The following is a 26,416-nucleotide window of genomic DNA, read 5'->3' as shown; positions in this document are numbered from 1 at the left end:
GATCGCTTGCTGGAAGGAGGAGGGTCAGCTGGGCGAGGCCTTGCCGTGCCGCCAGTAGCCGACGAAGTCGATCGCCGTCTTCGGCCACTGCCGGTCGTTCACCAGGTGCCGCCGCACGCCGGCCGCGAGCGCCTGTTCGCCGGCGACGAGCGCGTACCCGGCGCCCGCCGGCAGGTCGGCGCCGCGGACGACGTCGAGGGCGGCACGGCCGGGCACCTCGCCGAGGGCCGGGTCGTCGGCGGCGGCACGGTCGCGCTCGACCCACCGCAGGTCCACGCCGGCGGGGACGCGGAAGTCCTGCCGGTCGTCGGCGGTGGGCACCTCGACCACGGCGACGCCGCGCGCGTCGTCGGGCAGCGCCTCGCAGATGCCGGCGACGGCGGGCAGCCCGCTCTCGTCGGCGACGAGCAGTCGCCAGTCGCACGCGGCCTGGCGGTGGTGGTAGGTGCCCTGGTCGAGGATGCCGACCCGGTCCCCCGGGCGGGCGGACAGCGCGAAGCCCGCCCCCGGGCCGAGAGGCTCGTGGCCGCCGTCCGGTCCCGCGGACGCCGCGTCGTCGTGGCCGTGCAGCACGAAGTCGACGTCGATCTCGTGCAGCTCGGGCCGCGCCGCGCGGATCGTGTAGTTGCGCACCAGCGGGCGGCGGGCGCGCGGGGTCGCGAGGTACTGGGCGTACCAGCCGAGGTTCGACGTGCGCGTCGGGAGCTTCAGCGCGTCCTGGCCCGGGCGCGGCAGGAAGAGTCGGAACCACTGGTCGTCGCCCACCAGCGTGAGGCGGTCGATGTCGCCGATGCCGAGCGTGACCCGCTGCAGGTGCGGGCTCAGGCGCTTCGTCGTGACGACCTCGGCGACGAGGACGTGCGGGTCGACCGGCTTCGACAGCGTTCGGGTGCTCACGTCGGTAAGGTTAGGCGAACCTCACCTCGTTGACCAGCCCCTGTCCGGTGTCGCGGCCGGCCTCGTGCCCGAGACTGGGACCGTGCAGCCCCACCCTCGGTCGCGCGCGCTCCCCGCGCTCGCCCTGCTCCTCGCCCTCGGCGCCTGCACGCAGTCGGCGCCCGCGCCGACCGCCACGCCGAGCGCCACGCCGAGCGCGATGACGAGCGCGACGCCTTCCGCGGCCCCGACCGCGACCCCCCAGGAGCCGGTCCGGGTCGAGGTCACGGCCGGCGACGTGACGCTGGAGGTGTCGGTCCCCGGCGCGACTCCCGACCACCCGGGCGCGCACGTCACCCCGGACGAGCAGGCCGGCACGGCGACCGTGACCCTCGAACGGTCCGCGGTCGGCGACGCCGACCCCCCGACGATCACCCTGGTCTCGGGCGGCACGTTCGAGACCCGCGTCGACGGCAGCGTCACGGTACGCAGCGACGGCACGGCGGTCGGCGGACTGTCCGCCCCGCGGGGCGCACGCCTGACGGCGGTCGACGGCTCGCGCCTGGAGGTCCGCACGACGGGCGGCACGGACCACGAGGGCAGAGAGGACGACGAGGACCACGGCGACCTCTCGACGGTCCTCGGCACGTCGTCGGTCGCGAGCACGGACTGGGGCGACCGCGAGGGCGGCCGGTCCCTCGCCGTCGTGCCGACGGTCTGGGCACGCGAGGCCGGGCAGGCCGGCACAGACCTGGTCTGGGCCGAGCTGGTGGCGGCAGACCCGGGGGTCGACACCGCGACGATGCACGACCAGCTCGAGTGCCACGCGTTCGGCGCACCGGACAAGGACTCGTGGAACCTGGAGCCGTGGCGGCCGGACGTCGGGCTGGTCGCGACCATGGCCGCGCGCTGCAACCCGACCCCCTGACCCGCTTGACATATTCCGATATAGGCATAGGTTGGGCTCATGGCACGCGCAGCGACGACGACGGATGCGTTCAACGCGGTGGCCGAGCCCCGGCGCCGCGAGATCCTCGACGCGCTGGCGCAGCAGGAACGGGGCGTCGGCGAGCTCGCCGAGCTGCTCCGCGTCGCCCAGCCCGTGGTCTCCAAGCACCTCAAGGTGCTGCGGGAGGTCGGGCTGGTCGAGGTCCGCGACGACGGCCGTCGTCGCCTCTACCGCACGGACGCCCGGCCCCTGCAGGAGATCCACGCCTGGGTCGGCCGGTACGAGCGGCTGTGGGAGGAGCGGTTCGAGCTCATCGACGAGCTGCTCGACACCCTGGACGACCCGCCGGGCACCCGCCCGGACCAGCCCCCGGATCCCCGAGGAGATCGATCATGACCAGCACCACCACCGGCACCGCCGTCCTGACGCTGCCGAACGACACCGACATCCAGGTCGTGCGCCGGTTCGCCGCCCCCGCGGCCGACGTCTGGCGCGTGTTCACCGAGCCCGAGCTGATCGCGCGCTGGTGGGCGGGCAGGCGGGGCACCGTCACGAGCGTCGAGATCGACCCCCGTCCCGGCGGTACCTACCGCTACGTGATGCAGGCCGACGGCGGGTTCGAGGTCGCCTTCCACGGCGAGTTCACCGAGGTGGTCCCGCCGGAGCGCCTGGTGCACACGGAGGTCTTCGAGGGCATGCCCGACGGCGAGGCCGCGGCGACCCTGAACACCTACACGTTCGCGGAGGAGGACGGCGCCACCACTCTCACGCTCGTCACCCGCGCGCCGAGCAAGGAGGTCCGCGACGCGATCGTCGAGTCCGGCATGGAGGGCGGGCTGCAGGAGGGCTTCGACCTCGTCGACGAGCTCGCGGCCGCCCTCGCCTCCCGCTGACCCGAGCGCCGAACAGGCGGGTGCCACCGGTACGCGACCGCATCGAGGCCGACACCGGTGGCAACCGCCTGTTCGGCAGCGGGGGCGCGGGGTCAGACGGCGGTGTAGCCGCCGTCGATCAGCCAGTACGCGCCGGTGACGAACGACGCGTCGTCCGACAGCAGGAACCGCACGACGCGCGCGACCTCCTCCGGTTCGCCGAGGCGGCCGAGCGGGTGCTTGGCGACGAGCGCCTCGCGGGCCTCGGCGGGGAGGCTCGACTCGACCAGCGGCGTCTTGATGTACGCCGGGCCGACCGCGTTGATGCGCAGCCCCTGCGGGCCGTACTCGGCGGCGGCGTTCTTCGTGATGCCGACGACGCCGTGCTTGGCGGCCGTGTAGGCGCCGTTGCCGAGCGCCGCGACGGTGCCGTGGATCGACGCCATGTTGACGATCGCGCTCTCGCCGGCACCCCGCTCGAGCATCGCCGGGATCTGCGCCCGCATGCCGTACAGCACGCCGTTGAGGTTGATGTCGATGACCCGGTCCCAGTCGTCGAGGTCGGTCTCCCCCGCCGGCGCCTGCGTGCCGCCGATGCCCGCGTTGTTCACGGCGTAGTTGAGCCCGCCGAACGTGGCCTTCGCGAACTCGACGGCCTTGGCGGAGTCCTCCTTCACCGCGGTGTCCTGCTCGAACGCCGCGGCCTCGCCGCCCTCGGCGACGATCTCGTCGGCCACGCGCTGCGCGGCGTCCAGCCGGACGTCGGTGACGACGACCCGGACCCCGTGCGCCGCGAGCTCCTTGCTCACCGCCTCGCCGATGCCCGAACCGCCGCCCGTCACGAGCGCCACCCGACCCGCGAGACTGCTGCCTGCCGCCATGTCCGTACTCCTTCGCACCACGCCCCGACGGGCAGGGACGCGGTCTGCGTGACGACGGCCCGGACGGGACGAACGACCGCCCCCGTCACCTTCGTGAGAGAGGGGCGCTGACCCTTCGACCGTAAGCCCGCGCGCCGGGCGCCGAGGCCCGGTCGCCCCCGAGAGTGACGCACTAGACGCCGGGGTCAGCCTCCTGCGCGGTCCGGCGCAGGGCGGCCTCGACGTCGGCGACGACGCCGGCCTCCTCGTCCGCGGTCAGCCCGGTGACGTGCGCGTCGGGCGCCGCTCGGAGCCACGCCAGCGTGTCTCGTGCCGTCTCCTCGACCGGCCGCGACGCGAGCCCGGCCGCCGCCGCGGGCGCGGCGTCGTGCGCGGGCATCCCCGCGTACTCGGGCCGCGGCAGCCACAGCGGCAGCGACCTCTCCCCCGACCAGGGCCGGACGTCGGCGGCCTCCAGGGCGGCGTCGTCCGCCCACACCCAGCGTGGCGCGGCGCCGACGCCGCGCGCCACCGCGGCGAGCAGCTCGCCCACCGCGGTCACCGGCCCGACGGCGTCGAAGGTCCCCTCCGTCCGCCGCTCGGCGAGGTCGACGACCCAGGCGGCGAGGTCGCGCACGTCGATCACCTGCACCGGGTCCGCGGGGTCGCCCGGCGACAGCACGTCGGCGGCGCCACCCGGTACCCGGGCCAGGCGCGCCGGCCAGTACGCGAACCGTCCGCTCGGGTCGCCCGGGCCCACGACGAGGCCGGGGCGCACGACGACGGCGGCGGCCGCACCGTCGCGGACGGCGTCCTCGCACGCGACCTTCATCGCTCCGTAGGCCTCCGGGTCCTCCGCCCCGTCGACGTCGTCCGGCTGCGGCTCGCGCAGCCGCCCGACGCCGGGCCCGCCCGGATCCGCGTCGTCCGCGTACACGTTGATCGTCGAGACGAACACCCAGTGCGCGTCGGGCAGCGCCGCGACCGCGCGCCGCACGTGCGACGGGGTGCGCGACACGTCCACGACGGCGTCGAAGCCCTCCGCCGCGAGGGCCTCCGGGAACGGGTCCGCACGGTCCAGCGGCACGTGCCGCACGCCCTCCGGCACCGTCCCCGACCGGCCGCGGTTCGCGGCCACCACCTCGTGCCCGCGCGCCGCGGCGTCCGCCGCGACCGCCCTCGACAGGAACACCGAACCACCCAGCACCAGGAGCCTCATGGCCCCACCCTGGCGCACCCCGACGCCGCCCGGCCCCGCCTTCTGCCCGCGGCAGAACGCCCGGGGACGCCGACGCGCTACCGTCCGTGCCATGACCGACGCGCTGCCCGACGGGCTGCCCCGATCCGTGCCCGTCCGCGCGGCGTTCGACGTGCTCGTGCGCTTCTCCCCCGCGGCACTCGTGCACCACGCCGTGCGCTCCACCCTCCTGGCGGCCGACCTGGGGCGGCGGCTGGCCCTCCCCGTCGACGACGAGGTGCTCGCCGTCGCGGGCCTCCTGCACGACACGGGCCTGACCGCCGGCTTCGACGCGCACGCGGAGCCGTTCGAGGTCGCGGGCGGGAACGTCGCGTGGGCCGTCGCCGCGGGCGCGGGCTGGTCGGTCGACCGTCGCGACCGGGTGGCGCGGGCGGTCGTCGACCACATGCTCGACGAGGACGACGTCCCGGCGGACGAGCGCCCGGAGGGGTACCTGCTCGCCCGGTCCACCGGCGCCGACGTCAGCGGCCGCGGCCTCGAGGCCTGGCCCACGACGCTCCTCGCCGACGTCGAGTCACGGTGGCCGCGGCTCGACTTCCGCGAGACCTTCAGCGCGTGCCTCCGGGACCAGGCCGCGCGCAAGCCCGCGTCGGTCGTCGCCGCCTACGTCGCCGCGGGCGGAGCCGACCGGGTGCGCTGAGCGCCGCCGGCGCCCGCCGCGAACTCACCCTCCGGACGCAGCCGGGGCAGCACCCGGGCCCACGTCGGGGGCATGGCGCCGTCGTCCGGCAGCGGATGCTCGGGCGGCGCGGCCGCTGAGCGGTGCTCGCCGGTGAACCGCGGGCTCGGCCGCGCACGGCCACCCGTACCCGCGAGCGCGCCGCGGTGTCCCGCACGCCCGCCAGCTCGTCGACGGCGAGCGCGGCGAGCCACGGCGGCCCGGCGGTGGCGCGTCGAGGTCGTCGACCGCCCGGGCCGGGTCGCCCAGGTGCCGGCCGACCAGCAGGCCGCGCACGTACCGCAGCACGCTCACGGTCCGACACCACGGCGGCACGACAGCCCGGCCGCCGGCCGGCACCCCCGATCACCAGCGCTGCGCGACGTCCTCCGCCCAGCCGTCGAGGCCCTCGACGTCGAGGCGTGCGCCGTCGTCGGTCGTGACCCGGCCCGACCAGGTGCCGAAGCACTGGTGGGTGGACGACGCCACGACGCCGAGCTGGGTGCGGCTCACGCGGTCGTGGGCGGGGACGAAGGTGAGGTCCAGCCGTTCGCCGCGCACGCGCCACGGTTCCGTGTACGCGCCGCGGTCGAACGTCCAGTCGAGCTCGTCGTGGATCTTGTGGAGACGGCCGTCGACGAACAGCCCGTTCTCGGTGGTCGCGCCGGCGCGCGTCCACGTCCCGCCGAGCTGGAGCGCCACCTCGTGCCTCGTGCCGTCGCCCGCGACGCCCCGGCCGCACCCCACGCCCCACTGCCAGGTGGCGCGGTACGGCCAACGGCCCCGCCCGTGGTCGAGCACGGCCCACGCCCCCGCGGCCACCGGGTGCTCGACGCCGTCGAGCAGGAGCCGGCCGGTCGCGGGCCGCCCGACGTCCTTCACGGTGTACTGGAAGCGCCGTGGCGACCAGGGCACCACGACCCCGAGCAGGTCCCGGCCCGCCGGCCGGGGCACGGTCACGTCGAGGTCCACGCGCGCCGTCCGCGCCCGCAGGCGCGTGCCACCGGGCCCCTCGTCGACGGCGACCGCCACGGCCCGCGTGCGCGACCGCACGGGGCCGTCACCGAGGCGGCCGGGCAGCGTCGCCGACCGGTTCAGCGGGGCGATCGCGACGGCGTCGACCTCCTCGCCGGACGCCCGGTCCAGCACCCACACCTGGTGCAGCGCGGCGTAGTCCAGCGCGGACGTGGTGAGCGCGACGACATGGTCCGGCGTCACGACCGCCCAGTACTCCCACCGCTTGTTCCGGCCGAGCCCGCGCAGGCCCCGGCCGACGCCCGACGTGTCGTGCAGCGGCGCCCGCGACCACCCGACCGCGTCGGGGTTCAGGCGCCCGTCCGGGAGGCACAGGGCGACGTCGGCGGTGATCTCGTGCTCGGTCGGAGGCCCGGTCGGATGCTCGGTCGGATGCTCGGCCACGGGGCGAGGCTAGCGCCGCCTGCTAGCGTCCGGGCGTGCCCGACTCCTCCGCCCCCGCCGTCACCTTCCGCCTCGCGACCCGCGACGACCTGCCGCGCGTCGTCGAGCTCATCGCCGACGACGCCGTCGCCGCCGCCCGGACCGGCGTGTTCGGCCCCGCGCACGTCGCGGGCTTCGAGGCGGTCGACGCCAGCCCGAACGACGAGCTGGTCGTCGCCGAGCTGGACGGCGCGGTGGTGGGCTGCATGCAGCTGACGTTCGTGCCCGGCATCTCGCGCAACGGCGCGACGCGGCTCCTCGTCGAGGCGGTACGCGTCGACGCCGCGCTGCGCGGGCAGGGCCTCGGCCGGGCGCTCATGGAGCACGCCCACGAGCGCGGCCGCGAGCGCGGCTGTGTCCTCGCCCAGCTCACGTCGGACAAGCAGCGCCCGGACGCGCACCGGTTCTACCGGTCGCTCGGCTACGCGCAGTCGCACGAGGGCTTCAAGCTGCCCCTGTGACGTCGGGACCGGCGGCGTCCGCCGTGCCGGACGCCGCCGGGCGGCGCACGTCCCGGATGCCGACCATGCTCACCAGGCCGCCGAGCACGAGCAGCCCCGCGGTGACCAGCAGCGCGCGGTGGAACGACGCGACGTCGAGCACCCCGCCGAGGATGACGCCGGCGAACGCGACGGTGAGCAGCCCGGCCACGCGCGAGACGGCGTTGTTCACCGCGGAGGCGATGCCGGCGTCCGCGGGCGGTGCCGCCCCGAGGATCGCCGCCGTCAGCGGAGCGACCGTGATGGACAGGCCCAGGCCGAACACGAGCAGCCCCGGCAGCACCTGCGTGACGTAGTGGGCGCTCGCGTCCATCGTGAGGAGCAGCAGGTAGCCGGCGCCCGCGACCACCGGCCCGATCGTCATGAACCACCGCGCCCCGTACCGGGCGGCAAGGGTGCCGAAGCGCGTCGACAGCGCGAGCATCGCGAGGGTCGACGGCAGCTGCGCCACCCCGGCGGCGGTGGCCGAGTAGCCCGCCACCTGCTGCAGGAACAGGCCGAGCACGAACCCGCCGAGCGAGAGCGCCCCGTAGACGGCGAACGTCGCGACGTTGCCCCACGCGAAGTTGCGCGCGGCGAACAGGCGGGGCGGCATCATCGGGTCGCGCGCCCGCCGCTCGTAGACCACGAACGCGACCAGGAGCACCGCGCCGACGGCGACGGCGGCCCACGTCCGCTCGATGAGCCCGTACACGCCCGCCGCGAGGCCGGTCGCGGCGAGCACGGCGCCCGGCACGTCGAGCCGGCGCCCGGTGGTCTGGTGCACCTCGGGCACGGGCCGCAGCAGCACCAGCGTGACGACGACGACCGGCAGGTTGATCCAGAACACCCAGCGCCAGGACAGCAGGTCGACCAGGCCGCCGCCGACGAACGGGCCCACGATCATCGCCGTCCCGGTCCACGCCGTCCATCGTCCGATGGCGCGTCCCTGCGCCTCGCCCTCGAACGTCGAGATGATGAGCGCCAGCGAGCTCGGCACCAGCAGCGCCCCGGCCACCCCCTGCAGCAGTCGGGCGCCCACGAGCACCGGGCCGGTCGGCGCGAGCGCGCACAGCACCGACGCCGCGGCGAACCCCACCAGCCCCGCGACGAGCACCCGGCGCCGCCCGTACAGGTCCGACAGGGACCCCGCGAGCAGGATGAGCGAACCGAGCGTGACGAGGTAGCCGTCCACCACCCACTGCTGCAGGCTCAGGCGCGCCTCCCCCGAGCCGCCGAGCTCGTCGCCGATGGCGGGCAGGGCCACGTTCACGACCGTGCCGTCGAGGAACGACACGAACGAGGCCAGGATCGCGACCACCAGGACGCGGCTGCGCAGCCGCGCCTGCGTCGCGTCGGGCACGGACGGTGTGCTCACCGGATCACGGTACGGCGCAATGCCGGTGACGCGCCCGCCGCGGGGCGCTACCGTCACCGACGTGAGCAGCGACGCGAGACCAGAGTTCCGGCGCACAGCCATCACCGACGTCCCCGCCTCGAGACGCCTCGGCGCCGAGGCGTTCGGCGTGCCGTCCACGCCCGCACCCGACCCCGACCCGGCGGCCTGGCCCCTGCCGAACATCCGGCCCTGGGTCGCGACGGACGCGGGAGAGGTCGTCGCCGGGCTGGGCGTCCGGTCGTTCACGTCGTGGTTCCACGGTGCCCGGCTGCCCACCGCAGGCTTCGCGGGCGTCACCGTCGCCGCCGAGCACCGGGGCACCGGGCTGCTCCGCCCGCTGATGGAGGTCGCGCTCGCGGAGGCCCGCGCGCTCGGGGACGTCGTCTCGACGCTCTACCCGTCGTCGGCGGGCATCTATCGCGGGCTGGGCTACGAGGTGGTCGGCGCCTTCGAGGACGTGCAGATCCCGATGGCGGCGCTCGCGGCCGTGCCCCGGCCCGCCGAGGGCGTGCGCGCCCGGCGCGCCAGCGCCGCCGACGTCCCCGCCGTCCGGCGGGTGTACGAGCAGTGGGCATCCGCGCAGAACGGGCCGCTCTCGCGCGGCGAGACGCCGTTCACCATGGAGGCCGACGAGATGGTCGGGCCCGACGCCGAGTACACCGGCGTCAGCCTCGCGGTGCGCGGCGCGGGGTCGGACGAGGAGGTGCTGGGCTTCGCGAGCTGGTCGCGCGGCACGGGCTACGACCGCACCAACACCATCGAGGTCGACGACCTCGTCGCGCTCGTCCCCGACGCGGCCCGCGCCCTGTGGCGGGTGCTCGCCTCGTTCGCGTCGGTCGCGGGCGGGGTGCGGGTCTGCACGTCGGGCGGCTGGTCGGGGGCCGACGTCTCCCGCCTGGTGCTGCCCGACCACGCGGCCACCTCGGTGCCGCGCCCGTACATGCTGCGCCTGCTCGACGTGCCCGGCGCGCTCGGCGCCTCCCGGGTGGCCCCGGTGACGGCCCGCGTGCCGTTCGCCGTCGTCGACCCGCGGACGCCCGACCTCGAGGGCGCGTGGACCCTCGAGGTGGCCGACGGCGCGGTGCGCGTCTCGCCCGACGACGCCGCGGCCGCGGGCGACCGGCTGACGTTCACGTCCGCCGGGCTGGCCGCGACGTGGACGGGCGCGCAGTCGACGGCGAACGCCCGGCTCGCGGGCGGCGCCTCGGGACCCGACGCGCACGACGCCGTCTGGGACGCCCTGTGGGGCGGCCGCCAGGTGCACGTGCGCGACTACTTCTGAGGCGCTCTGCCGTGCCCGGCAGCTCTCCCGCCTCCACCACCCTGGCCCGCGCGCTCGCACCCCGCTTCGTGCTGCTCCTGCTGGCGGTCGTCGTCGCGCGCGTCGGACGGCTGGCCGAGCACCGGCTCCCGGACCCGGTCGGCGACGCGCTCGGCGACGTGCTGGCCGCGGCCCTCGTCGCCGTCCTCGTCCTGGTCGTCCGCCCCGGGATGCGCCCGCTCACGGCGGGCCTGACCGGGTTCGCGCTGTGCGCGGCGGTCGAGCTGCTGCGGCTGACCCCGCTGCCCGGCGCGCTCGCCGAGCGGTGGCCCGCCCTCGCCCCGGTGCTCGACCCCGCGTTCTCCGCGACGGTCCTGCTCTGGTCCGCGGTGGGCGTCGCCGTCGGCGTGGCGGCGGGCGTCGCCCTCGTGCGCGCCGTCGCCCGGCGCGGGCGCGCGGGGACTATTAACCATACCTAGAGGTAGGTATGGTGGCCGCATGAGCACGTCGACCGATGCGCGCGACCGCCTCGTCGCCGCCGCGCAGGAGATGTTCGCCGCCCAGGGCGTGGGCGCCACCAGCCCCCGCCAGGTCCTGGCGGCCAGCGGTGTGGGGCAGGGCAGCCTGTACCACCACTTCCCGACGAAGCACGACCTCGCCGCGGCCGCCGTCGGCGCCACCGTCGAGAGCGCGCTCACCGCCGCGCGCCGCGACCTCGAGGGCACGACGCCGGCACTCGACCGCGTCGTCGCCTACGTCGAGCGCCCCCGCGACGCCCTGGCCGGCTGCAAGATCGGTCGTCTCACCAGCGACCAGGCCGTCATGGACGACGACGGCCTGCGCGACGTCGTCACCGCCTACTTCGTCCGCCTGCTCGACGTCGTCGCCACGACCCTGCGCGAGGCCGGCCTGCCCGACGACGCCGCCCGCGACCGAGCCCACGCCGCCGTCGCGATCGTGCAGGGCGGCTACGTGCTCGCCCGCGCCACCGGCGACCCCGACGCGATGCGGGCCGCCGTGCGCGGGTTCGCCGCGCTCCTGACCGACCTTCCCGACGACCGGCACACCGACCACACCGAGGAGACCACGTGACCTTCCGCGAGCGCCTGCGCGCCCTGCCGACCTTCCCGCCCGGGCTGCCGCCGTTCGGCGTCGACCTGGACGATCTCGCCACCGCCCCGGCCACGCCGCAGGAGCTCTTCGCGCAGTGGTTCGACGACGCGCTCGCCGCGGGCATCGGCGCCCCGCACGCGGCGACCCTGTCGACGGCGGACGCCGGGGGCCACGTGCACGCGCGCACCCTCGTGATCAAGGACGTCACCGCCGACGGCTGGTGGTTCGCCGGGCAGGCGACCAGCCCCAAGGGCCGCGACCTGGCCGAGAACGCGCACGCGGCGCTCACCGTGTTCTGGCGCGAGCTCGGCCGGCAGGTCCGCGTCACCGGACGCGCCTCCTCGGCCGGCCCCGAGGCGGGAGCGGCGGACTTCCGCGCCCGCCCGGACGGCTCGCGCGCCGCCGGGCTCGTCGGCCACCAGAGCGAGCCGCTCGGCTCCCGCCAGGAGTACTGGGACGCCTTCGCCGCCCGCCTCGTGGGCACCCGGGAGGATCCCGCCGTCGTCGCCCCCGCCTGGACCGCCTGGGTGCTGACCCCCGCCACCGTCGAGTTCTGGGCGGCGAGCGACGACAAGGGCCAGTCCCGCCTCCGCTACCGCGCCACCCCGAGCGCCCCGACCGAGACCGACGCCTGGACCAAGGAGCTGTTGTGGCCGTGACGACCCCTGACACCACCCTCGCGCACGCCCTGGACGACGCGGACGCCGCGCTCGCCGCCCTGATCGACGTCGTCCGCACCCTGCCCGAGGGCTCGGGCACCGACCCGTCGCCCCTGGACGGGTGGAGCCGCGGGCACGTGCTGTCGCACGTGGCGAACGTCGGCGCCGCGCTCGCCCGGCAGGCGGAGCACGCCGCGCGCGGCGAGAAGATCGCGCCCTACGACGGCGGGCAGGTCGGCCGCGACGCCGCCATCGAGGCGGGCGCGGGCCGCACGGCGGCCGAGCACGCCGCGGCGCTCGAGGCCTCGCGCGCCCGTCTCGCCGCGGCCTGGCCTTCGCCTGGCGACGCCCTCTGGGCCGCCCCGGTCGCCTACCGCGACGGGGTGCTGACGGACGCCCTGCTCGCCTGGTGGCGCGAGGCGCGCATCCACTCCGTCGACGCGACCGCCGGCCTCGGCGACCGCTCCCTCGGGTACGGCACGTGGGACGACGCGTTCTGCGCGCACCTGCGGGAGTTCCTCGCGGTGCGGCTCCCGGCGGACGACGGCGGGCGCGAGCTCGTCGGCGAGCCGCGCGACGTCGCCGCGTGGCTCGCCGGTCGCACGCCCGCGGGGCCCGTCTCGGCGCTCCGGGACGGCGTCGCCGCGCCGCTGCCCGCGCTCGGCCCGTGGCCGTCGTCGGCGGCGCCGAGGCCCTGACCTGCGGCGGCGCCCGGCAGTCGGTGTGACCCACGTCACTGCAGGTCAGAGGCCCGTGTGAGGTTGCTCTCATTCTTTGTGACAGTTTTCACGCGCGGCGTATGGTGAGCCGGTGACTTCGAGTGCTACGACTGCTGGGGCCCCCACAGGGGCCGACGTCGACGTCGTCCTCATCGGCGGCGGAATCATGAGCGCCACGCTCGGCACGCTGCTCCAGCAGCTCGAGCCGTCGTGGTCCATCCGGATCTACGAGCGCCTGGACGACGTGGCGCAGGAGTCCTCGAACCCGTGGAACAACGCGGGCACCGGGCACGCCGCGCTCTGCGAGCTCAACTACACGCCCGAGCGCAAGGACGGCTCGATCGACATCACCAAGGCGGTGGCGATCAACGAGCAGTTCGAGATCTCGCGCGAGCTCTGGCAGCACCTGCTCGCCACCGGCCGCCTCAAGGACGACTCGTTCCTCAGCAACACCCCGCACATGACGTTCGTGCGCGGGGAGAAGAACGTGGACTACCTGCGCCGCCGGTACGAGACGCTGCGCGTGCACCCCCTCTTCCGCGACCTCGAGTACAGCACCGACCGCGCGACCGTCGGCCGCTGGGCGCCGCTCCTGACCGCCGAGCGGGACGCCGACGAGCCGATCGCCGCCACCCGCGCGACGTCGGGCACCGACGTCGACTTCGGCAACCTCACCCGTCAGCTCGTGGACGGGCTCGTCGCGAACGGCGCCGAGCTCAAGCTGCAGCACGAGGTCAAGAGCCTCAGGCGCACCAAGGACGGCCGCTGGCGCCTGCGCGTCAAGGACCGCTCCTGGAACGCGCGGAACCGCACCAGCACCGTCACCGCGAAGTTCGTCTTCGTCGGCGCCGGCGGCGGCGCGCTCCCCCTGCTCCAGTCGGCCGGCATCCCCGAGATCAAGGGCTTCGGCGGCTTCCCGATCTCGGGCGAGTTCCTGCGCACCGACAACCCGGAGCTCGTCGCCCAGCACCAGGCCAAGGTGTACGGCAAGGCCGACGTCGGCGCCCCGCCGATGTCCGTGCCGCACCTCGACACCCGCGTGGTCGACGACAGGACGTACCTCATGTTCGGCCCCTACGCCGGCTTCAGCCCCAAGTACCTCAAGAAGGGCAAGTACCTGGGCCTGATCACGTCGCTGCGCGCCAACAACGTCACGTCGATGCTCGGCGCGGGCCTCAAGAACCTCGACCTCACGCAGTACCTCGTCGGCCAGCTGATGGCCGCGCCCGAGACCAAGTTCCAGGCGCTGCAGCAGTTCATGCCGACCGCGCACCCCAAGGACTGGGAGAAGCTGACGGCCGGCCAGCGCGTGCAGGTCATCAAGCGCGACGCCGACGGCAAGGGCGTGCTCCAGTTCGGCACCGAGATCGTCACGGGCGCCGAGGGCTCCATCGCCGGCCTGCTGGGCGCCTCGCCGGGCGCCTCGACCGCGGCCTCTGCGATGGTCGACCTGCTCGAGCGGTGCTTCCCGTTCCGGTTCACCAAGTGGCGCCCCGAGCTCGCCTCGGTCATGCCCAGCCTGGACGGCGTGCCCGCCGACGCCAGCACGATCGACGCGACGCCGGTCCCGGACTCGCCGTCGTACCTCCACGCCGACGGCGTCCTGGACGCCGCGGTCTACGAGTCGCAAGCGGACTCCCGCTTCTGAGCTCGACCCTCCTCGGCGGCGTCAGAGAGCCTGGACGATCTTGTCCACCTGCTCCCTGGCGTCGCCGAAGAGCATCCGGGTGTTCTCGCGGAAGAACAGCGGGTTCTGCACGCCGGCGTAGCCGGTGGCGAGAGACCGCTTGAACACCACGACGTCGCGCGCCTTCCACGCCTCGATGACGGGCATGCCCGCGATGGGTGACGACGGATCGTCCTGCGCCGCCGGGTTCACCGTGTCGTTCGCGCCGATGACGAGCACGACGTCGGTGCCGGGCAGGTCGGGGTTGACCTCGTCCATCTCGAGCACCAGGTCGTAGGGCACGCGCGCCTCGGCCAGCAGCACGTTCATGTGGCCCGGCAGCCGCCCCGCCACGGGGTGCACGCCGAACCGGACGGTCACGCCGCGCGCCCGCAGCCGCTCGGCGAGGTCCGCCACCGGGTGCTGGGCCTTCGCCACCGCCATGCCGTACCCGGGCACGACGACGACCGAGCGCGCCGCGGTGAGCAGCCCCGCCACCTCGTCCGGCGACGTCTCGCGCACCTCCCCCGCCTCCTGCGTGCCGCCGCCGGGGCCGCCTGTCGCCCCCGCGCCGAAGCCGCCGAGCACGACGGACCAGAACGACCGGTTCATCGCCTTGCACATGAGGTAGCTGAGGATCGCGCCGGAGGCCCCGACCAGGGCACCCGTGATGATGAGCAGGTCGTTGCCGAGCGTGAAGCCCGCCGCCGCCGCGGCCCAGCCGGAGTACGAGTTGAGCATCGACACCACGACCGGCATGTCCCCGCCGCCGATCGCGGCGACGAGGTGCCAGCCGAGCGCCAGCGCGACGAGCGTCATGAGCAGCAGCGGCAGGACCGCGGCCCCGTCGTCGTCCGCGCTCACGAACCAGGCCAGCAGGCCGGCGGACGCGACCAGCGCCAGCAGGTTGAGCGCGTGCCGGCCGGGCAGCGTGAGCGGCGCCGAGGGCAGCCGCCCGGAGAGCTTGCCGAACGCCACGACCGAGCCCGTGAACGTCACCGCGCCGATGAGCACGCCGAGGAACACCTCCACGCGGTGCACGGTGTCACCGCCCGCCGCCGCGGCACCCACGGGCTCCGCGAGGAACGAGCCGTAGCCCACCAGCACCGCCGAGAGCCCCACGAACGAGTGCAGCAGGGCGATGAGCTCCGGCATCTGCGTCATCTCGACGCGCCGCGCCCGCCACGACCCCACCGCCGCGCCCACGACCAGCACCAGCAGGATCAGCCCCGCCGTCACGGGCCACGGGCGCTGCGACCGGTCGAGTGCCAGCGCGATCGTCGCGACGATCGCCAGGCCCATCCCGAGCATCCCGAGCACCGTGCCGCGTCGTGCGGACTCCTGCGCGGACAGCCCCGCCAAGGACAGCACGAACAGCAGCCCCGCGATCACGTACGCGGCCTGCGCGACCGACGTCACCGTCATGACGCCTCCCCGCCCGGGGTCTCCCGACGGAACATGCCCAGCATCCGGCGGGTCACGAGGAACCCGCCGAACACGTTGACGCTCGCGAGCGCGGCGGCCACGACGGCGAGCGTCGTGACGAGCGGCGACGAGTCGCCGATCTGCAGCAGCGCGCCGACCATGATGATGCCGCTGATGGCGTTGGTCTGGGCCATGAGCGGCGTGTGCAGCGCGTGCGTGACGTTCGAGATCACGTAGAAGCCCACCACCACCGCGAGCGCGAACACCGTGTAGTGCCCGACGGCGTCCGGCGGCGAGACGGCGATCAGCAGGCCTGCGGCCACGGCGCCGAGCGCGCCCAGCACCGTGCGGCGCATCCCGCGGCGACGGCGCTCGGCCCCGGGGTCGACGGGAGCAGGCTCGGGCGGCGCGGGCGCCGGGGCCGGCGGCGGCGCCGCGGACACCGCGACGGGCGGGGGCGGCCACGTCACCGCGCCCTCGTGGGTCACCGTCATGCCGCGGACCACCGGGTCGTCGAGGTCGAGCACCACGCGGCCGTCCCTGGCCGGCGTGAGCAGCGTGAGCAGGTTGACCACCACGGTGCCGAGCAGCCGCGAGCTGTGCTGCGGCAGCCGCGCGGCCAGGTCGGTGTACCCGAGCACGACGACCCCGCGGCCGGTGACCACCCGCTCCCCCGGCATCGTGGCCTCGCAGTTGCCGCCGCCGGGCGCGGCGAGGTCCACGACCACGGAGCCGGGGCGCATCGCGTCGAGCATCGCGCGCGTGATCGTCGTCGGCGCCGTGCCGCGCACGAGCGCGGTCGTGACGACGACGTCCGCCCGCGCGGACTGCTCCGCGTACGCGCGCAGGGCCGCGGCCTCCTGGTCGGCGCTCTGCGCGCTCGCGTACCCGTCGGCGCTGACCTGCTGGACGGCGTCGTCGGCGCGCACGACGCGGGCGCCGAGCGACTCGATCTGCTCGGCCGCCTCGGGCCGCACGTCGAACGCGTGCACCTCGGCGCCGAGGCTCACCGCGGTGCCGATCGCGGCCAGGCCGGCCACGCCGGCGCCGATGACGAACGCCCGCGCGGGCGGGGTGCTGCCCGCGGCCGTCACCTGACCGGTGAACATGCCGCCGAACTCCTCGGCCGCCTCGACCACCGCGCGGTAGCCGGCCACGTTGGACAGCGCCGACAGGACGTCCAGGGCCTGCGCGCGCGAGATGCGCGGCACCGTGTCGAGGGCCAGCGCCGTCACGCCGCGGGCGGCGAGCGCCGCCAGCAGGTCGGGGCTCGTCGGCGGGGCGAGCTGCGCGACGAGCGTCGCGCCCGGCCGCATCAGGTCGAGCTCGGCGAGGCCCGGCGCGTGCAGCGTGACCACGACGTCGGCCGCCCACACGTCGGCGCGGTCCGCGACGCGGGCCCCTGCCGCCACGTAGTCGTGCGCGGGCAGGCGCGCGCCGTCCCCCACCCCGGGCTCCACGACGACGTCGTGCCCGAGGTCGACGAGACGACGGACCGCGTCCGGGGTGACGGCGACGAGGCGCGGGTCCGCCCCGGCGGTGCGGGGGGCTCCGATGCGCACGGCCGCCTCCCTCAGCGGGCGTCGCGCAGGCTGCCCCACGCCGTCCAGCGGTCGACCTCGACCACGGCGGTCACGCGGGCACGGTCCCGCACGCCGTACGCGTCGCCGGTGTAGTGGCGCGCGATGCGGTCGGTGTCGGAGAGGTCGGCGTCGTCGCGCCACGCGGTGACGCGGCCGAGCAGCGTGGCGTGCGTGTACCAGTCGTCGGCCAGCACGGTGAGGCTCACGTGCGGGTTCGCGCGCAGGTGCTGCACCCGCTTGCGCGTCGCGTCGAGGTTCACCAGCACGTGCCAGCCGCCCGCGCCGTCCTCCTCGAGCAGGTACCACGTCGCCGCGGTGACGGGGCTGCCGTCCGGGCGGACGACGCCGATCACGGCGGGCTGGGGACGGCGCAGCAGGTCGAGCACGGGGGCCGGGAACGGCGGACGGGGCATCGTTGACTCCTCGCAGACTTCGTGACGCTCATCGTGGTGCGTGGCACGTTTCGGTCGCTCGGCGCCGACGCTACGCCCTGGACGTGCGCGGATGCACGCGATCTCGTCGTGTCGTACCCCCGCTAGGGTGATCGGCAAGCGCTTGCCCGGTTCCGTCGTCCGCTCCCCGAAAGGACCCGCATGCCCCGCACCGTCCACCTCGCCGGAGACTCCACCGCCGGCCCGAAGAGCCGCGCCGCCGCGCCCGAGACCGGCTGGGGAATGGCCCTGCCGTACTACCTCGACGACGCCGTCGCCGTCGCCAACCACGCGCGCAACGGCCGCAGCACGCGCAGCTTCGTCGCCCAGGGCCGGCTGGACGCCGTGGCCCGCGACCTGCGGGCGGGCGACGTCCTGGTGATCCAGTTCGGCCACAACGACGCGAAGGTCGAGGACCCCGAGCGGCACACCGAGCCCTGGACGTCGTACACCGAGCACCTCGCCCGGTTCGTCGACGTCGCGCGCGCCGCCGGCGCGCAGCCGGTGCTCGCGACGTCGGTCGAACGACGCCGGTTCGACGACGCGGGCCGGGCCGTGCCCGCCCACGGCGAGTACCCCGACGCGATGCGCGCCCTCGCCGCGCGCGAGGACGTGCCGCTCGTGGACGTCCAGCGCGACTCGCTCGCGCTGTGGCACGACCTCGGGCCGGAGCGCACGCTGCACTACTTCTTCCACGCCGACGACGGGCGCCGCGACGACACGCACTTCAACCCGCCCGGCGCGGGGGCCGTCGCCCGGCTCGTCGCCACCGGCCTCCTCACCGCGGGCGTCCTCGAGAGCCACGAGGTACGGCGGCTGGACGAGGACGTGCCCGACGCCTGGTTCCGCTGGCTCGACGACGAGCCGGCCTGAGCTCAGCCGCCGACGCGCACGATCGTCTTGCCGGGGGCCCGGCGCGGCGCGGCGAACGCCGCCGGGGCCTCCGCCAGCGGGACGACCGTGCCGATCACGGTCCGCAGGCGGCCCTCCCGCACGCGCCGGGCGAGCCCGGCCAGCTGCTCCCGGTCGGGCTCGACGACGAAGAACACGGCGCGCCCGTCGGCGGGCCGCGCCCCGGGCGGGCCTGCGATCGTCACCAGGGTGCCGCCCCCGCGCACGAGCGCGGCGGATCGGATCGCGACGTCCCCGCCGATGACGTCGAAGACGAGGTCGACCCCGCCCGCGGCCGCGAGGCCCTCCCGCTCCAGGTCGAGGAACTCGTGCGCGCCGAGCCCGAGCGCGGCCTCCCGGTCGCGCGCGCGGCCCGTGCCGACGACGTGCGCGCCGGCCTCGCGGGCGAGCTGCGTGACGACCGATCCCACACCGCCGGCAGCTCCGTGCACCAGCACGCTCTGGCCCGCCTGCAGGCGCCCGTGCACGAACAGGCCCTGCCAGGCGGTGAGGCCGGAGACCGGCAGGCTCGCCGCCACGACGTGGTCGACGTCCGCCGGCAGGGGCGCGAGGTTGCGCGCCTCGACCGCGACGAGCTCGGCGAGGGTGCCGTCGCGGGTCCAGTCCGCGAGGCCGAGCACACGCTGCCCCACCGTGAGCCCGGTGGTGCCGTAGCCGAGCTCCTCGACGACCCCGGACAGCTCGTGCCCGGGGATGCTCGGGGTCCGGTCCCGCCCGGCCCGGTCGGTCCAGGTCCCGGACCAGGTGAGCTCGCCGGGAGTGAACCCGGACGCGTGCACCCGGACGACCACGTCGTTCTCCGCGGCGTGCGGCGCAGGACGCTCCGCGAGCCTCATCCCGGCGACGCCGGCCTCCTGGTCCTCCACGACGACTGCCTGCATGGCCCGCTCCTTCGGTCGGTGGGTTGTCGACCGTCCGACGACGCAGCCGCACGAGATGTCAGGAGGGCGGGTTCCAGCGGGTGAGCTTGCCCGGGTTCCACTGCACCCACACCGCGGCGACCTGCCCGTCGACCACGCGGAGGTTCACCACCCCGGTGACACGTCCGCCGCGCACGAACGTCAGAGCCGCGCCGTCCGCCGTGGTGCGCGGCTCCAGCCGCGCGTCCGCCTGCCGGTCCAGGACGCCGAGCAGGAAGCGCGCCACCTTCGACGAGCCGTGGACCGGGTTGAGCGCCGCCCGCACCACGCCGCCCCCGTCGGAACGCAGCTCGACCGACGGATCGAGCAGCGCCGTGAGGGCGGCCAGGTCTCCGCCGTCCGCCGCACGCGCGAAGGCCGCGACCACGCGGTCGTGCTCACCCGGGCCCGCCTCCCCCGCCCGGCCGTCCCGCACGTGGGCCCGCGCCGAGCTCGCCAGCTGCCGGGACGCGGCCGGCGTGCGCCCCAACGTCTCCGCCACCTCGGCGAAGGAGTACCCGAAGACGTCGTGCAGCACGAACGCCACCCGCTCGGCGGGCGTCATCGCCTCCAGCACCACGAGGAGCGCGGTGCTCACCGACTCGTCCCGCGCGACCCGCTCCGCCGGGTCGGCGACGTCGGCGCCGTCGGCCCCGGTCGCCCGCGCGAACACGTCGCCGGGCACCGGCTCGGGCAGCCACGGCCCGACGTACCGCTCGCGGCGCGCCCGCGCGCTGCCGAGCACGTCCAGGCACACCCTGCTCGTGACCCGGGTCAGCCAGGCGGCGGGGTTCACGACCGCCGCCCGCTCGGACGTGTCGAGGCGGTACCAGCGGACGAACGCCTCCTGGACCGCGTCCTCGGCCTCCGCCGTCGTCCCGAGCATCCGGTACGCCAGGCCGACGAGCCGACGTCGCTCCCCGTCGAGGAGCGCACCGTCCCCGCTGTCCTCGCCCATCACGACCCGTTCCCTCTCGTCCGCCGTCCCCGCGCCACCGCGCCGACACTATGCCTGCCCGCGCCACGCCCGCCCGCCAGGCCTGACGTCCCGCTCGCGTGCATCGTCAGGAGGGCAAGCGCGACACCACCACCGACGAACCGAAGGATCCCCGTGACCACGATCAACCTCGGCAAGACGCACCCCGCGGCCTACAAGTCCCTCCTCGCGCTCGACGGCGAGGCCGCCGCCGCGTGCACCGCGGCGGGCCTCGACCCCCTGCTGGTCGAGCTCGTCAAGCTTCGGGTCTCCCAGCTCAACGGGTGCGCGTTCTGCCTGCGGATGCACACCCGCGACGCCCTGGCCCAGGGCGAGAGCACGGACCGCCTCGCCGTCCTCGCCGCCTGGTGGGAGTCGCAGTACTTCACCGCCGCCGAGCGCGCCGCCCTCGCCCTCGCCGAGCAGGTCACCCGGCTCGACGTGCCGGAGCGGCCACAGCCCGACCGGGACACCCTGACCGACGAGCAGGCCGGCGCCGTCGGCTGGCTCGCGGTCGTGATGAACGCCTGGAACCGGGTCGCGATCACCAGCCACTATCCCGTCCACTGACAGGCGCGGGAGGCGCGGGCTTCCGCAGCGCCCGGCGAACCGTTAGGGTGAAACACGCTGGAACCGGTTCCAGCGTGGCTCAACCCCGGAGGTCCGCGTGGTCACGCTCCGCGACGTCGCACGCGCGGCGGGCGTCTCGCTCGCCACCGCGTCGCGCGCGATGAGCGACGCGCCGCACGTGTCGGCGGCCAACCGCGCGCTGGTGGCCCGGGCCGCGGAGTCGCTCGGCTACCGGCCCCACCCCGCGGCCCGCGCGCTGACCACCGGCAGCACCGGCACGGTCGGGCTGGTCGTGCCCGACCTCGCCAACCCGTTCTTCGCGGCTGTCGCCAAGGGCGTGCAGGCGCGGGCCCGGGAGACCGGCCGCGAGGTCCTCGTCGCCGACACCGACGAGGACGTCACCGTCGAGCCCGACGTCATCACCCGGCTCGGCGACCGGGTCGACGGGCTCGTGCTCTGCTCGCCGCGCCTGCCCGCCGACCGGCTCCGGCCGCTGCTGGCGTCCGCGGACGGCCCGGTGGCGCTGGTCAACCGCGAGGCGCCCGGCGTGCCGTCGGTCTCGTTCGACATCGCCGACGGGGTGCGCCAGGCGCTCGACCACCTGCGCGCCCTCGGGCACGACGTCGTCGCCTACGCCGGCGGGCCGCGCACCTCGTGGTCGGACGCCGAGCGCCGGACGGCGCTGGCCACGCTCTCGACGGGCACGACCGGCGACGCCGTGCTGGACCTCGGCACCTTCCGGCCGACGCACGGGGGCGGCGTCCAGGCCGCGGACCTCGCGCTCGCGGCCGGCGCCACGGCGGTGCTGTGCTTCAACGACCTCGTCGCCCTCGGCGTCCTGGCCCGGCTGCACGCGCGCGGGGTCGCCACGCCCGCCGACGTGTCCGTCGTCGGGTTCGACGACGTCGCCGCGGCGTCGCTCGTGACTCCCGCCCTGACCACCGTCGCCGTGCCGCTGGCCCGGGCCGGACGGGTCGCCGTCGACCTGCTGGCCGGCGGCTCCCCCGAGCCCGAGCACCGCCGGCTGCCCGTCGAGCTCGTCGTGCGCGCGTCCACCGCGCCGGCGACTCCCGCCCCCGCCGTCACCGAAGCCCGTCCCCTCTCCACCGATCCCGAGGTCGCGATCCGATGAGCACCGCCCCGCACCACCCGCTGCTGCCGCTCGCGGCGACCCCCACGCCGGGCGCTCCCGCCGATCCGCCGCTGCCGGACGTCGTCGACCTCGCCGACGTCGCGCTGCTGCTCCGGCCGGCCGACGACGTCGCCGTCACGACGCGCCAGGTGCCCGCGGGCACCACGGTGCGCCTGCCCGACGGCACCGAGGCGACCACCCGCTCGACCCTGCCCCGGGGCCACAAGCTCGCCGTCCGCCCCGTGGCGGCCGGCACGGAGGTGCGCAAGTACGGGCAGTCCATCGGCCGCGCGACGAAGGACGTCGTGCCGGGCGACCACGTGCACACGCACAACCTGGGCATGGACGACGGCGCCCGCGAGTACGAGTTCGGCACCGCGCGCACCACTCTCCCCGAGCCCACGACGCGCCGCACGTTCCAGGGCTACCGCCGCTCGGACGGCCGCTGGGGCACCCGCAACTACGTCGGCATCCTCACGTCGGTGAACTGCTCGGCGTCCACCGCCCGGATGATCGCGGACCAGTTCCGCGGCCCGGTGCTCGACGCCTACCCCCACGTCGACGGCGTCGTCGCGCTCACGCACGACACCGGCTGCGGCCTGGTCCCGACGTCGGAGGGCGCGCAGGTCACCCTGCGCACGCTGCGCGGGTACGCGTCCCACGCGAACATGGCCGGGCTGCTCGTCGTCGGGCTCGGCTGCGAGATGCTGCCCGCCGCCTCCGTGCTCGACGGCCTGGAGCTGCGCGACGACCTGCCCGTGCGCACGCTCACCATCCAGGACACCGGCGGCATCCGCGCGACCGTGCGCGCGGGCGTCGCCGCCGTCACCGAGATGCTGCCCGCGATCGACGCGCTGCGACGCGAGGAGGCCCCCGCGTCCGAGCTCGTGCTGGGCCTCAACTGCGGCGGCTCCGACGGGTTCTCGGGGATCACGGCCAACCCCGCGCTCGGCCACGCCTCCGACCTGCTCGTCGCGCAGGGCGGCACGTCGATCCTCGCCGAGACGCCCGAGGTGTTCGGCGCCGAGCACCTGCTGCTGCGCCGCGCCGTGTCGCGGGAGGTGGGCCAGCGCCTGCTCGACCGGCTCGACTGGTGGCAGGGCTACGCGGCGGCCGGCGGCGGCACGCTCGACAACAACCCGTCCCCCGGCAACAAGGCGGGCGGTCTCACGACCATCCTCGAGAAGTCGCTCGGCGCCGTCGCCAAGGCGGGCACCGCCGACCTCGTCGCGGTGCACGAGTACGCCGAACCCGTCACCGAGCGCGGCATGACCTTCATGGACACGCCCGGCTACGACCCGGTGTCCGTGACGGGCATCGTCGCGGGGGGCGCGAACGTCGTCGTCTTCACGACCGGCCGGGGCTCCGTGCTGGGCTGCAAGCCGTCGCCGTCGATCAAGGTCGCGACGAACTCCGACACCTACCGCCGCATGAGCGAGGACATGGACCTCGACGCCGGCCGGATCGTCGAGACCGGGCTGAGCGTCGAGGAGGTGGGCGAGGAGCTGTTCGAGAAGATCCTCGCCGTCGCGTCCGGTGAGCAGACCGTCTCGGAGGAGCTCGACCTGGGCGCCGACGAGTTCGTGCCCTGGCAGCTCGGAGCGGTCACCTGACGCACCCCCGAGCCCGGTAGGCCGTCCGCGCTCAGGCCTCGATCCCGCGCAGCAGGCGGCTCAGCGCGGCCCACGCCTGCTCGAGCGCGCGGTCGCGGTCGGGCGAGGCGGCCACCCAGAGGGCCGCCTCGTTCATGGCCCCGGACAGCAGTGCGGACGTGGCGGGCACGTCGGCGGCGCGCACCCGTCCGGCGTCCGCGAGCTCGCCGAGCACCTCGTCGAGCAACCGCCCCGAGCTCGCGGCGTCGTCCTCGCGCCAGCGCGCCCAGCCGAGCACGGCCGGCCCGTCGACGAGCACGACCTGCCGGGCGTCGTCGGCGACGACCGCCGACAGGAAGGCGCGGCAGCCCGCCTCGAGGCTCTCCCACGGGTCGCCGAGGCCGTCGGTCGCGCGCTCGATCTCCGCGCCGACGGCCGCGGTCACGTCCGCGTGCACGGCGGCGAACAGCCCGGCGCGGCTGCCGTAGTGGTGGTACACGGCGCCCCGCGTCACGCCGCACGCCGCGGCGACCTCCTCGACCGCCACGGCGGCGTACCCCCGCGCCGCGTACAGCCCGCGCGCGGCGGCGAGGATCGCGGCCGCCGTCGCCTCGCTCTCCGCCCTCGATCTCCTCGGCATGGTTGACAGGTTACCGACACCATGAATGTATAGATACGTACACGCCGTACGTAAACCCTCCGGGAGTCGTCATGATCACCAGCCTGTACCCCGTCCTCGCCGCCTCGGACGTCCCGGGAGCCGCGCGCTTCTACGCCGACCTCCTCGGCATGACGCCGACGTTCTCCTCGGACTGGTACGTCAGCCTGCGCTCCGGCACGGCGGAGCTCGCCGTCGTCGACGCGGACCACGAGACGATCCCCGAGCCCGCCCGGGGCGCCCGCGCGGCCGGCGTCCTCGTCACCGTCGAGGTGGACGACGTCGACGCCGTGCACGCCCGCGTCCTCGCCAGGGGCGCGCACGACGTGCTGCTGCCGCTGCGCGACGAGGCGTTCGGCCAGCGGCACTTCATCGTGGCCGGGCCCGACGGCGTGCTCGTCGACGTCGTCACCCCGATCCCGCCGTCCGCGGAGTTCGCCGGTCTCTACGCCAGGGCCGGCGCCGAGGCCGAGGGCGCCTAGACGCGCTCCCGCACCCGTGCCAGCCCCTCGCCCGTCAGCGCGTCGCAGAACACCCGCCGGCCCGCCAGCACCATGACGAGCGCGAGGGTGCTGCCGCGGACCACGGGGCCGTGGCCGTGCGCGAACGGGCCGTCGGTCGCCTCGAGGCGCAGGCCGCGCGCGACGCTCCGGCCGGGGACGGTGAAGTCGCGCGCGGCGAAGAAGCGCGCCACCTCGGTGGTCGCGGCGACCGGCGGCACGCGCGGGATGCCGAGCGGCGTGCGGACGTCCTGCCCGTGCACGACGACCTCGCCCAGCCACGCAGCCGTGTGCCCGCTCGGCGCGACCGTGCCGGTCGTGACGGCACGGAAGCGCTCGAGCGTCTCGACGGGCGTCGCGCCGCGGTGCTCCGCCAGGCGCCGCTCGTTGTGCAGGTCGGCGTCGAACCGCGCCCCGACGATGCTGCGCAGCCAGGCCCACCGGCCGGTGCTCGCGCCCGCCGTGAGGTGCGCGACGACGTCCTCCACGGTCCAGTCCCCGCACAACGAAGGCCCGGCCCACGCCGCGTCGTCGAGCTCCCCGAGCTCGTCCGCGAGCGCCTCGCGCTCGGCACGGATCATGGACCAGGTCTCGGCGCGCGGGGTGCTCGTCGTCACGTGGGCAGCCAACCACGGGACACCGACGCCGCGGTTAGGCTCGACGGTGCCCACGACGACGCCGAAGACCTGGAGGACTGCGCCCGTGTCGGGTTCGATGAGTGACGGGGCGCGTGTGGCGTTCCTGGACGTGGACGGCACCTACGCGGACCACGGTGCGGTGCCGCCCGCGCACGAGGAGGCCGTCCGTGCCGCGCGGCGCGCCGGCCACCGGGTGCTGCTGTGCACCGGCCGCCCCGAGTCGATGCTGCCGCCGTCGCTCCTGGCGGCGGGCTTCGACGGCATCGTGGCGACGGCGGGTGCGTTCGTCCGGCTCGACGGCGAGGTCGTGGCCGACCTCCGCTTCCCCGACGACCTCGCGACGCGCGTGCGGCACGTGCTCGACGCCCACGACGTCGCGTACCTGCTGGAGACCCCCGACGCGGTGTACGGGCCGGTCGGCCTCGACGCCCGCCTCGCCGTCCGCGGGGACGCGGCACCCCACGAGATCCTCGACGTGCTGCGGATGCCCGGCGACCTCGCGGGCGTCCGGTACGCCAAGATCAGCTACTTCGACTCGCGCGTGCCGATCGCAGGCCTGCGCACCGAGCTCGGCCCCGAGGTCGGCATCCTCCCCTCGTCCTACGCGGACACGGGCGACAACGCCGGGGAGATCCACCTGGCCGGGGTGCACAAGGCCGTCGGGATGGCGGCCGTGATCGAGCACCTGGGGCTCACGGCCGCGCAGGCGGTCGGCGTCGGCGACGGGTACAACGACGTCGAGATGCTCCAGTACGCGGGCACCGCCGTGGCGGTCGAGGGTGCGCCGCCGGCCGTCCTCGCCGAGGCGGACTTCGTGGTGCCCGGGCCCGCGCGCGGCGGCGTCGCGGAGGCGTTCGCCCGGCTGGGGATGAT

Annotated in this window: 28 protein-coding genes and 1 pseudogene; 17 read left to right on the top strand and 12 right to left on the bottom strand. The window is 75.7% G+C overall.

Annotation, left to right across the window (positions count from 1 at the left end; all coding sequences use genetic code 11):
• Nucleotides 1-24: 24 nt before the first annotated feature.
• A complete protein-coding gene (locus ACFWEK_RS03210) occupies nucleotides 25-897 on the bottom strand; it encodes a siderophore-interacting protein (protein WP_430545619.1) in 873 nt (290 codons plus the stop codon).
• 82 nt (nucleotides 898-979) lie between these two features.
• Here ACFWEK_RS03210 and ACFWEK_RS03205 point away from each other — a divergent pair, with 82 nt between their 5' ends.
• The 3 genes from ACFWEK_RS03205 to ACFWEK_RS03195 are packed head-to-tail and all read left to right on the top strand — an operon-like array spanning nucleotide 980 to nucleotide 2,718.
• Nucleotides 980-1,804 (top strand): DUF2599 domain-containing protein, encoded by an 825-nt coding sequence (locus ACFWEK_RS03205; RefSeq protein ID WP_430553070.1) that lies wholly within the window; start codon nucleotides 980-982, stop codon nucleotides 1,802-1,804.
• 39 nt (nucleotides 1,805-1,843) lie between these two features.
• A complete protein-coding gene (locus ACFWEK_RS03200) occupies nucleotides 1,844-2,221 on the top strand; it encodes an ArsR/SmtB family transcription factor (RefSeq protein WP_430553069.1) in 378 nt (125 codons plus the stop codon).
• Entirely contained in the window at nucleotides 2,218-2,718 is a 501-nt protein-coding gene (locus tag ACFWEK_RS03195; protein ID WP_430553068.1) for an SRPBCC family protein, read from the top strand. The genes ACFWEK_RS03200 and ACFWEK_RS03195 overlap by 4 nt, the downstream gene beginning before the upstream one ends.
• Before the next feature lie 92 nt (nucleotides 2,719-2,810).
• Here ACFWEK_RS03195 and ACFWEK_RS03190 read toward each other — a convergent pair whose 3' ends face one another.
• Nucleotides 2,811-3,578 carry an SDR family NAD(P)-dependent oxidoreductase gene (locus ACFWEK_RS03190; protein WP_430553067.1) on the bottom strand — a complete coding sequence of 256 codons (768 nt, stop codon included), beginning with the start codon at nucleotides 3,576-3,578 and terminating at the stop codon, nucleotides 2,811-2,813.
• 172 nt (nucleotides 3,579-3,750) lie between these two features.
• Entirely contained in the window at nucleotides 3,751-4,776 is a 1,026-nt protein-coding gene (locus ACFWEK_RS03185; RefSeq protein WP_430545624.1) for an epimerase, read from the bottom strand.
• Nucleotides 4,777-4,867: 91 nt separating this feature from the next.
• On the opposite strand from ACFWEK_RS03185, the gene ACFWEK_RS03180 reads away from it, so the two are divergent.
• Nucleotides 4,868-5,455 carry an HD domain-containing protein gene (locus ACFWEK_RS03180; RefSeq protein WP_430545625.1) on the top strand — a complete coding sequence of 196 codons (588 nt, stop codon included), beginning with the start codon at nucleotides 4,868-4,870 and terminating at the stop codon, nucleotides 5,453-5,455.
• A 384-nt stretch (nucleotides 5,456-5,839) separates the two neighbouring features.
• On the opposite strand, the gene ACFWEK_RS03175 is transcribed toward ACFWEK_RS03180, so the two are convergent.
• A complete protein-coding gene (locus ACFWEK_RS03175) occupies nucleotides 5,840-6,892 on the bottom strand; it encodes a DUF2804 domain-containing protein (RefSeq protein ID WP_430553066.1) in 1,053 nt (350 codons plus the stop codon).
• Between the two features lie 35 nt (nucleotides 6,893-6,927).
• On the opposite strand from ACFWEK_RS03175, the gene ACFWEK_RS03170 reads away from it, so the two are divergent.
• The gene (locus tag ACFWEK_RS03170) at nucleotides 6,928-7,392 is read left to right on the top strand and encodes a GNAT family N-acetyltransferase (protein ID WP_430545628.1); all 465 of its coding nucleotides are present in this window, start codon (nucleotides 6,928-6,930) and stop codon (nucleotides 7,390-7,392) included.
• On the opposite strand, the gene ACFWEK_RS03165 is transcribed toward ACFWEK_RS03170, so the two are convergent.
• The gene (locus ACFWEK_RS03165) at nucleotides 7,376-8,788 is read right to left on the bottom strand and encodes an MFS transporter (protein WP_430545629.1); all 1,413 of its coding nucleotides are present in this window, start codon (nucleotides 8,786-8,788) and stop codon (nucleotides 7,376-7,378) included. The two genes, ACFWEK_RS03170 and ACFWEK_RS03165, sit on opposite strands and share 17 nt — an antisense overlap.
• Nucleotides 8,789-8,849: 61 nt before the next feature.
• Between ACFWEK_RS03165 and eis the strand changes: the two genes are divergently transcribed.
• The 6 genes and pseudogenes from eis to mqo all read left to right on the top strand — a co-directional run.
• Complete coding sequence (gene eis, locus ACFWEK_RS03160; RefSeq protein ID WP_430553065.1) at nucleotides 8,850-10,091, top strand: enhanced intracellular survival protein Eis; 1,242 nt, start codon at nucleotides 8,850-8,852, stop codon at nucleotides 10,089-10,091.
• Nucleotides 10,092-10,102: 11 nt separating this feature from the next.
• Nucleotides 10,103-10,549, top strand: coding sequence for a DUF2809 domain-containing protein (locus ACFWEK_RS03155; protein ID WP_430553064.1), 447 nt, complete (start codon nucleotides 10,103-10,105; stop codon nucleotides 10,547-10,549).
• A 19-nt stretch (nucleotides 10,550-10,568) separates the two neighbouring features.
• Entirely contained in the window at nucleotides 10,569-11,162 is a 594-nt protein-coding gene (locus ACFWEK_RS03150; RefSeq protein WP_430553063.1) for a TetR/AcrR family transcriptional regulator, read from the top strand.
• Complete coding sequence (locus ACFWEK_RS03145) at nucleotides 11,159-11,842, top strand: pyridoxamine 5'-phosphate oxidase family protein (protein WP_430553062.1); 684 nt, start codon at nucleotides 11,159-11,161, stop codon at nucleotides 11,840-11,842. Before ACFWEK_RS03150 ends, ACFWEK_RS03145 begins: the two co-directional genes overlap by 4 nt.
• Nucleotides 11,839-12,540 (top strand): maleylpyruvate isomerase family mycothiol-dependent enzyme, encoded by a 702-nt coding sequence (locus ACFWEK_RS03140; RefSeq protein ID WP_430553061.1) that lies wholly within the window; start codon nucleotides 11,839-11,841, stop codon nucleotides 12,538-12,540. The genes ACFWEK_RS03145 and ACFWEK_RS03140 overlap by 4 nt, the downstream gene beginning before the upstream one ends.
• Nucleotides 12,541-12,649: 109 nt before the next feature.
• Nucleotides 12,650-14,209 (top strand): annotated as a pseudogene (gene mqo / locus ACFWEK_RS03135) (malate dehydrogenase (quinone)); the annotation flags it as partial.
• A gap of 21 nt (nucleotides 14,210-14,230) precedes the next feature.
• Here the strand turns inward: mqo and pntB are convergent.
• The 3 genes from pntB to ACFWEK_RS03120 are packed head-to-tail and all read right to left on the bottom strand — an operon-like array spanning nucleotide 14,231 to nucleotide 17,648.
• Nucleotides 14,231-15,652: a Re/Si-specific NAD(P)(+) transhydrogenase subunit beta gene (gene pntB / locus ACFWEK_RS03130; RefSeq protein WP_430553060.1), complete on the bottom strand. Its 1,422-nt coding sequence runs from the start codon at nucleotides 15,650-15,652 to the stop codon at nucleotides 14,231-14,233.
• Entirely contained in the window at nucleotides 15,649-17,214 is a 1,566-nt protein-coding gene (locus ACFWEK_RS03125) for a Re/Si-specific NAD(P)(+) transhydrogenase subunit alpha (RefSeq protein WP_430553059.1), read from the bottom strand. Before ACFWEK_RS03125 ends, pntB begins: the two co-directional genes overlap by 4 nt.
• An 11-nt stretch (nucleotides 17,215-17,225) precedes the next feature.
• Nucleotides 17,226-17,648 (bottom strand): pyridoxamine 5'-phosphate oxidase family protein, encoded by a 423-nt coding sequence (locus tag ACFWEK_RS03120; protein ID WP_430545637.1) that lies wholly within the window; start codon nucleotides 17,646-17,648, stop codon nucleotides 17,226-17,228.
• Nucleotides 17,649-17,828: 180 nt separating this feature from the next.
• Between ACFWEK_RS03120 and ACFWEK_RS03115 the strand changes: the two genes are divergently transcribed.
• Entirely contained in the window at nucleotides 17,829-18,539 is a 711-nt protein-coding gene (locus ACFWEK_RS03115; protein ID WP_430553058.1) for a rhamnogalacturonan acetylesterase, read from the top strand.
• Nucleotides 18,540-18,541: 2 nt separating this feature from the next.
• Here the strand turns inward: ACFWEK_RS03115 and ACFWEK_RS03110 are convergent, their stop codons facing one another.
• Both ACFWEK_RS03110 and sigJ read right to left on the bottom strand, forming a co-directional pair.
• Entirely contained in the window at nucleotides 18,542-19,459 is a 918-nt protein-coding gene (locus ACFWEK_RS03110; RefSeq protein ID WP_430553057.1) for an NADP-dependent oxidoreductase, read from the bottom strand.
• Nucleotides 19,460-19,517: 58 nt separating this feature from the next.
• Nucleotides 19,518-20,435: an RNA polymerase sigma factor SigJ gene (gene sigJ, locus ACFWEK_RS03105; RefSeq protein WP_430553056.1), complete on the bottom strand. Its 918-nt coding sequence runs from the start codon at nucleotides 20,433-20,435 to the stop codon at nucleotides 19,518-19,520.
• Between the two features lie 153 nt (nucleotides 20,436-20,588).
• On the opposite strand from sigJ, the gene ACFWEK_RS03100 reads away from it, so the two are divergent.
• The 3 genes from ACFWEK_RS03100 to ACFWEK_RS03090 all read left to right on the top strand — a co-directional run bounded on the left by ACFWEK_RS03100 (nucleotide 20,589) and on the right by ACFWEK_RS03090 (nucleotide 23,768).
• On the top strand, nucleotides 20,589-21,023 hold the full coding sequence (locus ACFWEK_RS03100) for a carboxymuconolactone decarboxylase family protein (protein ID WP_430553055.1): 435 nt from the start codon (nucleotides 20,589-20,591) through the stop codon (nucleotides 21,021-21,023).
• Nucleotides 21,024-21,120: 97 nt separating this feature from the next.
• A complete protein-coding gene (locus tag ACFWEK_RS03095; RefSeq protein WP_430553054.1) occupies nucleotides 21,121-22,155 on the top strand; it encodes a LacI family DNA-binding transcriptional regulator in 1,035 nt (344 codons plus the stop codon).
• Nucleotides 22,152-23,768: a UxaA family hydrolase gene (locus ACFWEK_RS03090; RefSeq protein WP_430553053.1), complete on the top strand. Its 1,617-nt coding sequence runs from the start codon at nucleotides 22,152-22,154 to the stop codon at nucleotides 23,766-23,768. The genes ACFWEK_RS03095 and ACFWEK_RS03090 overlap by 4 nt, the downstream gene beginning before the upstream one ends.
• Before the next feature lie 31 nt (nucleotides 23,769-23,799).
• Here ACFWEK_RS03090 and ACFWEK_RS03085 read toward each other — a convergent pair whose 3' ends face one another.
• Nucleotides 23,800-24,387: a TetR/AcrR family transcriptional regulator gene (locus tag ACFWEK_RS03085; protein WP_430545643.1), complete on the bottom strand. Its 588-nt coding sequence runs from the start codon at nucleotides 24,385-24,387 to the stop codon at nucleotides 23,800-23,802.
• A gap of 71 nt (nucleotides 24,388-24,458) precedes the next feature.
• On the opposite strand from ACFWEK_RS03085, the gene ACFWEK_RS03080 reads away from it, so the two are divergent.
• Nucleotides 24,459-24,887 carry a VOC family protein gene (locus ACFWEK_RS03080; RefSeq protein WP_430545644.1) on the top strand — a complete coding sequence of 143 codons (429 nt, stop codon included), beginning with the start codon at nucleotides 24,459-24,461 and terminating at the stop codon, nucleotides 24,885-24,887.
• Here the strand turns inward: ACFWEK_RS03080 and ACFWEK_RS03075 are convergent.
• A complete protein-coding gene (locus tag ACFWEK_RS03075) occupies nucleotides 24,884-25,522 on the bottom strand; it encodes a maleylpyruvate isomerase family mycothiol-dependent enzyme (RefSeq protein ID WP_430553052.1) in 639 nt (212 codons plus the stop codon). The two genes, ACFWEK_RS03080 and ACFWEK_RS03075, sit on opposite strands and share 4 nt — an antisense overlap.
• A gap of 115 nt (nucleotides 25,523-25,637) precedes the next feature.
• On the opposite strand from ACFWEK_RS03075, the gene ACFWEK_RS03070 reads away from it, so the two are divergent.
• A partial coding sequence (locus ACFWEK_RS03070; RefSeq protein ID WP_430553051.1) for an HAD hydrolase family protein occupies nucleotides 25,638-26,416 on the top strand: 779 nt, incomplete at its 3' end.

The organism is Isoptericola sp. NPDC060257, from assembly GCF_042726645.1.
Classification (GTDB): Bacteria; Actinomycetota; Actinomycetes; order Actinomycetales; family Cellulomonadaceae; genus Isoptericola; species Isoptericola nanjingensis.
Note: the sequence above shows the minus strand (reverse complement) of the source record. Positions and strands in the feature narration are given on the sequence as shown.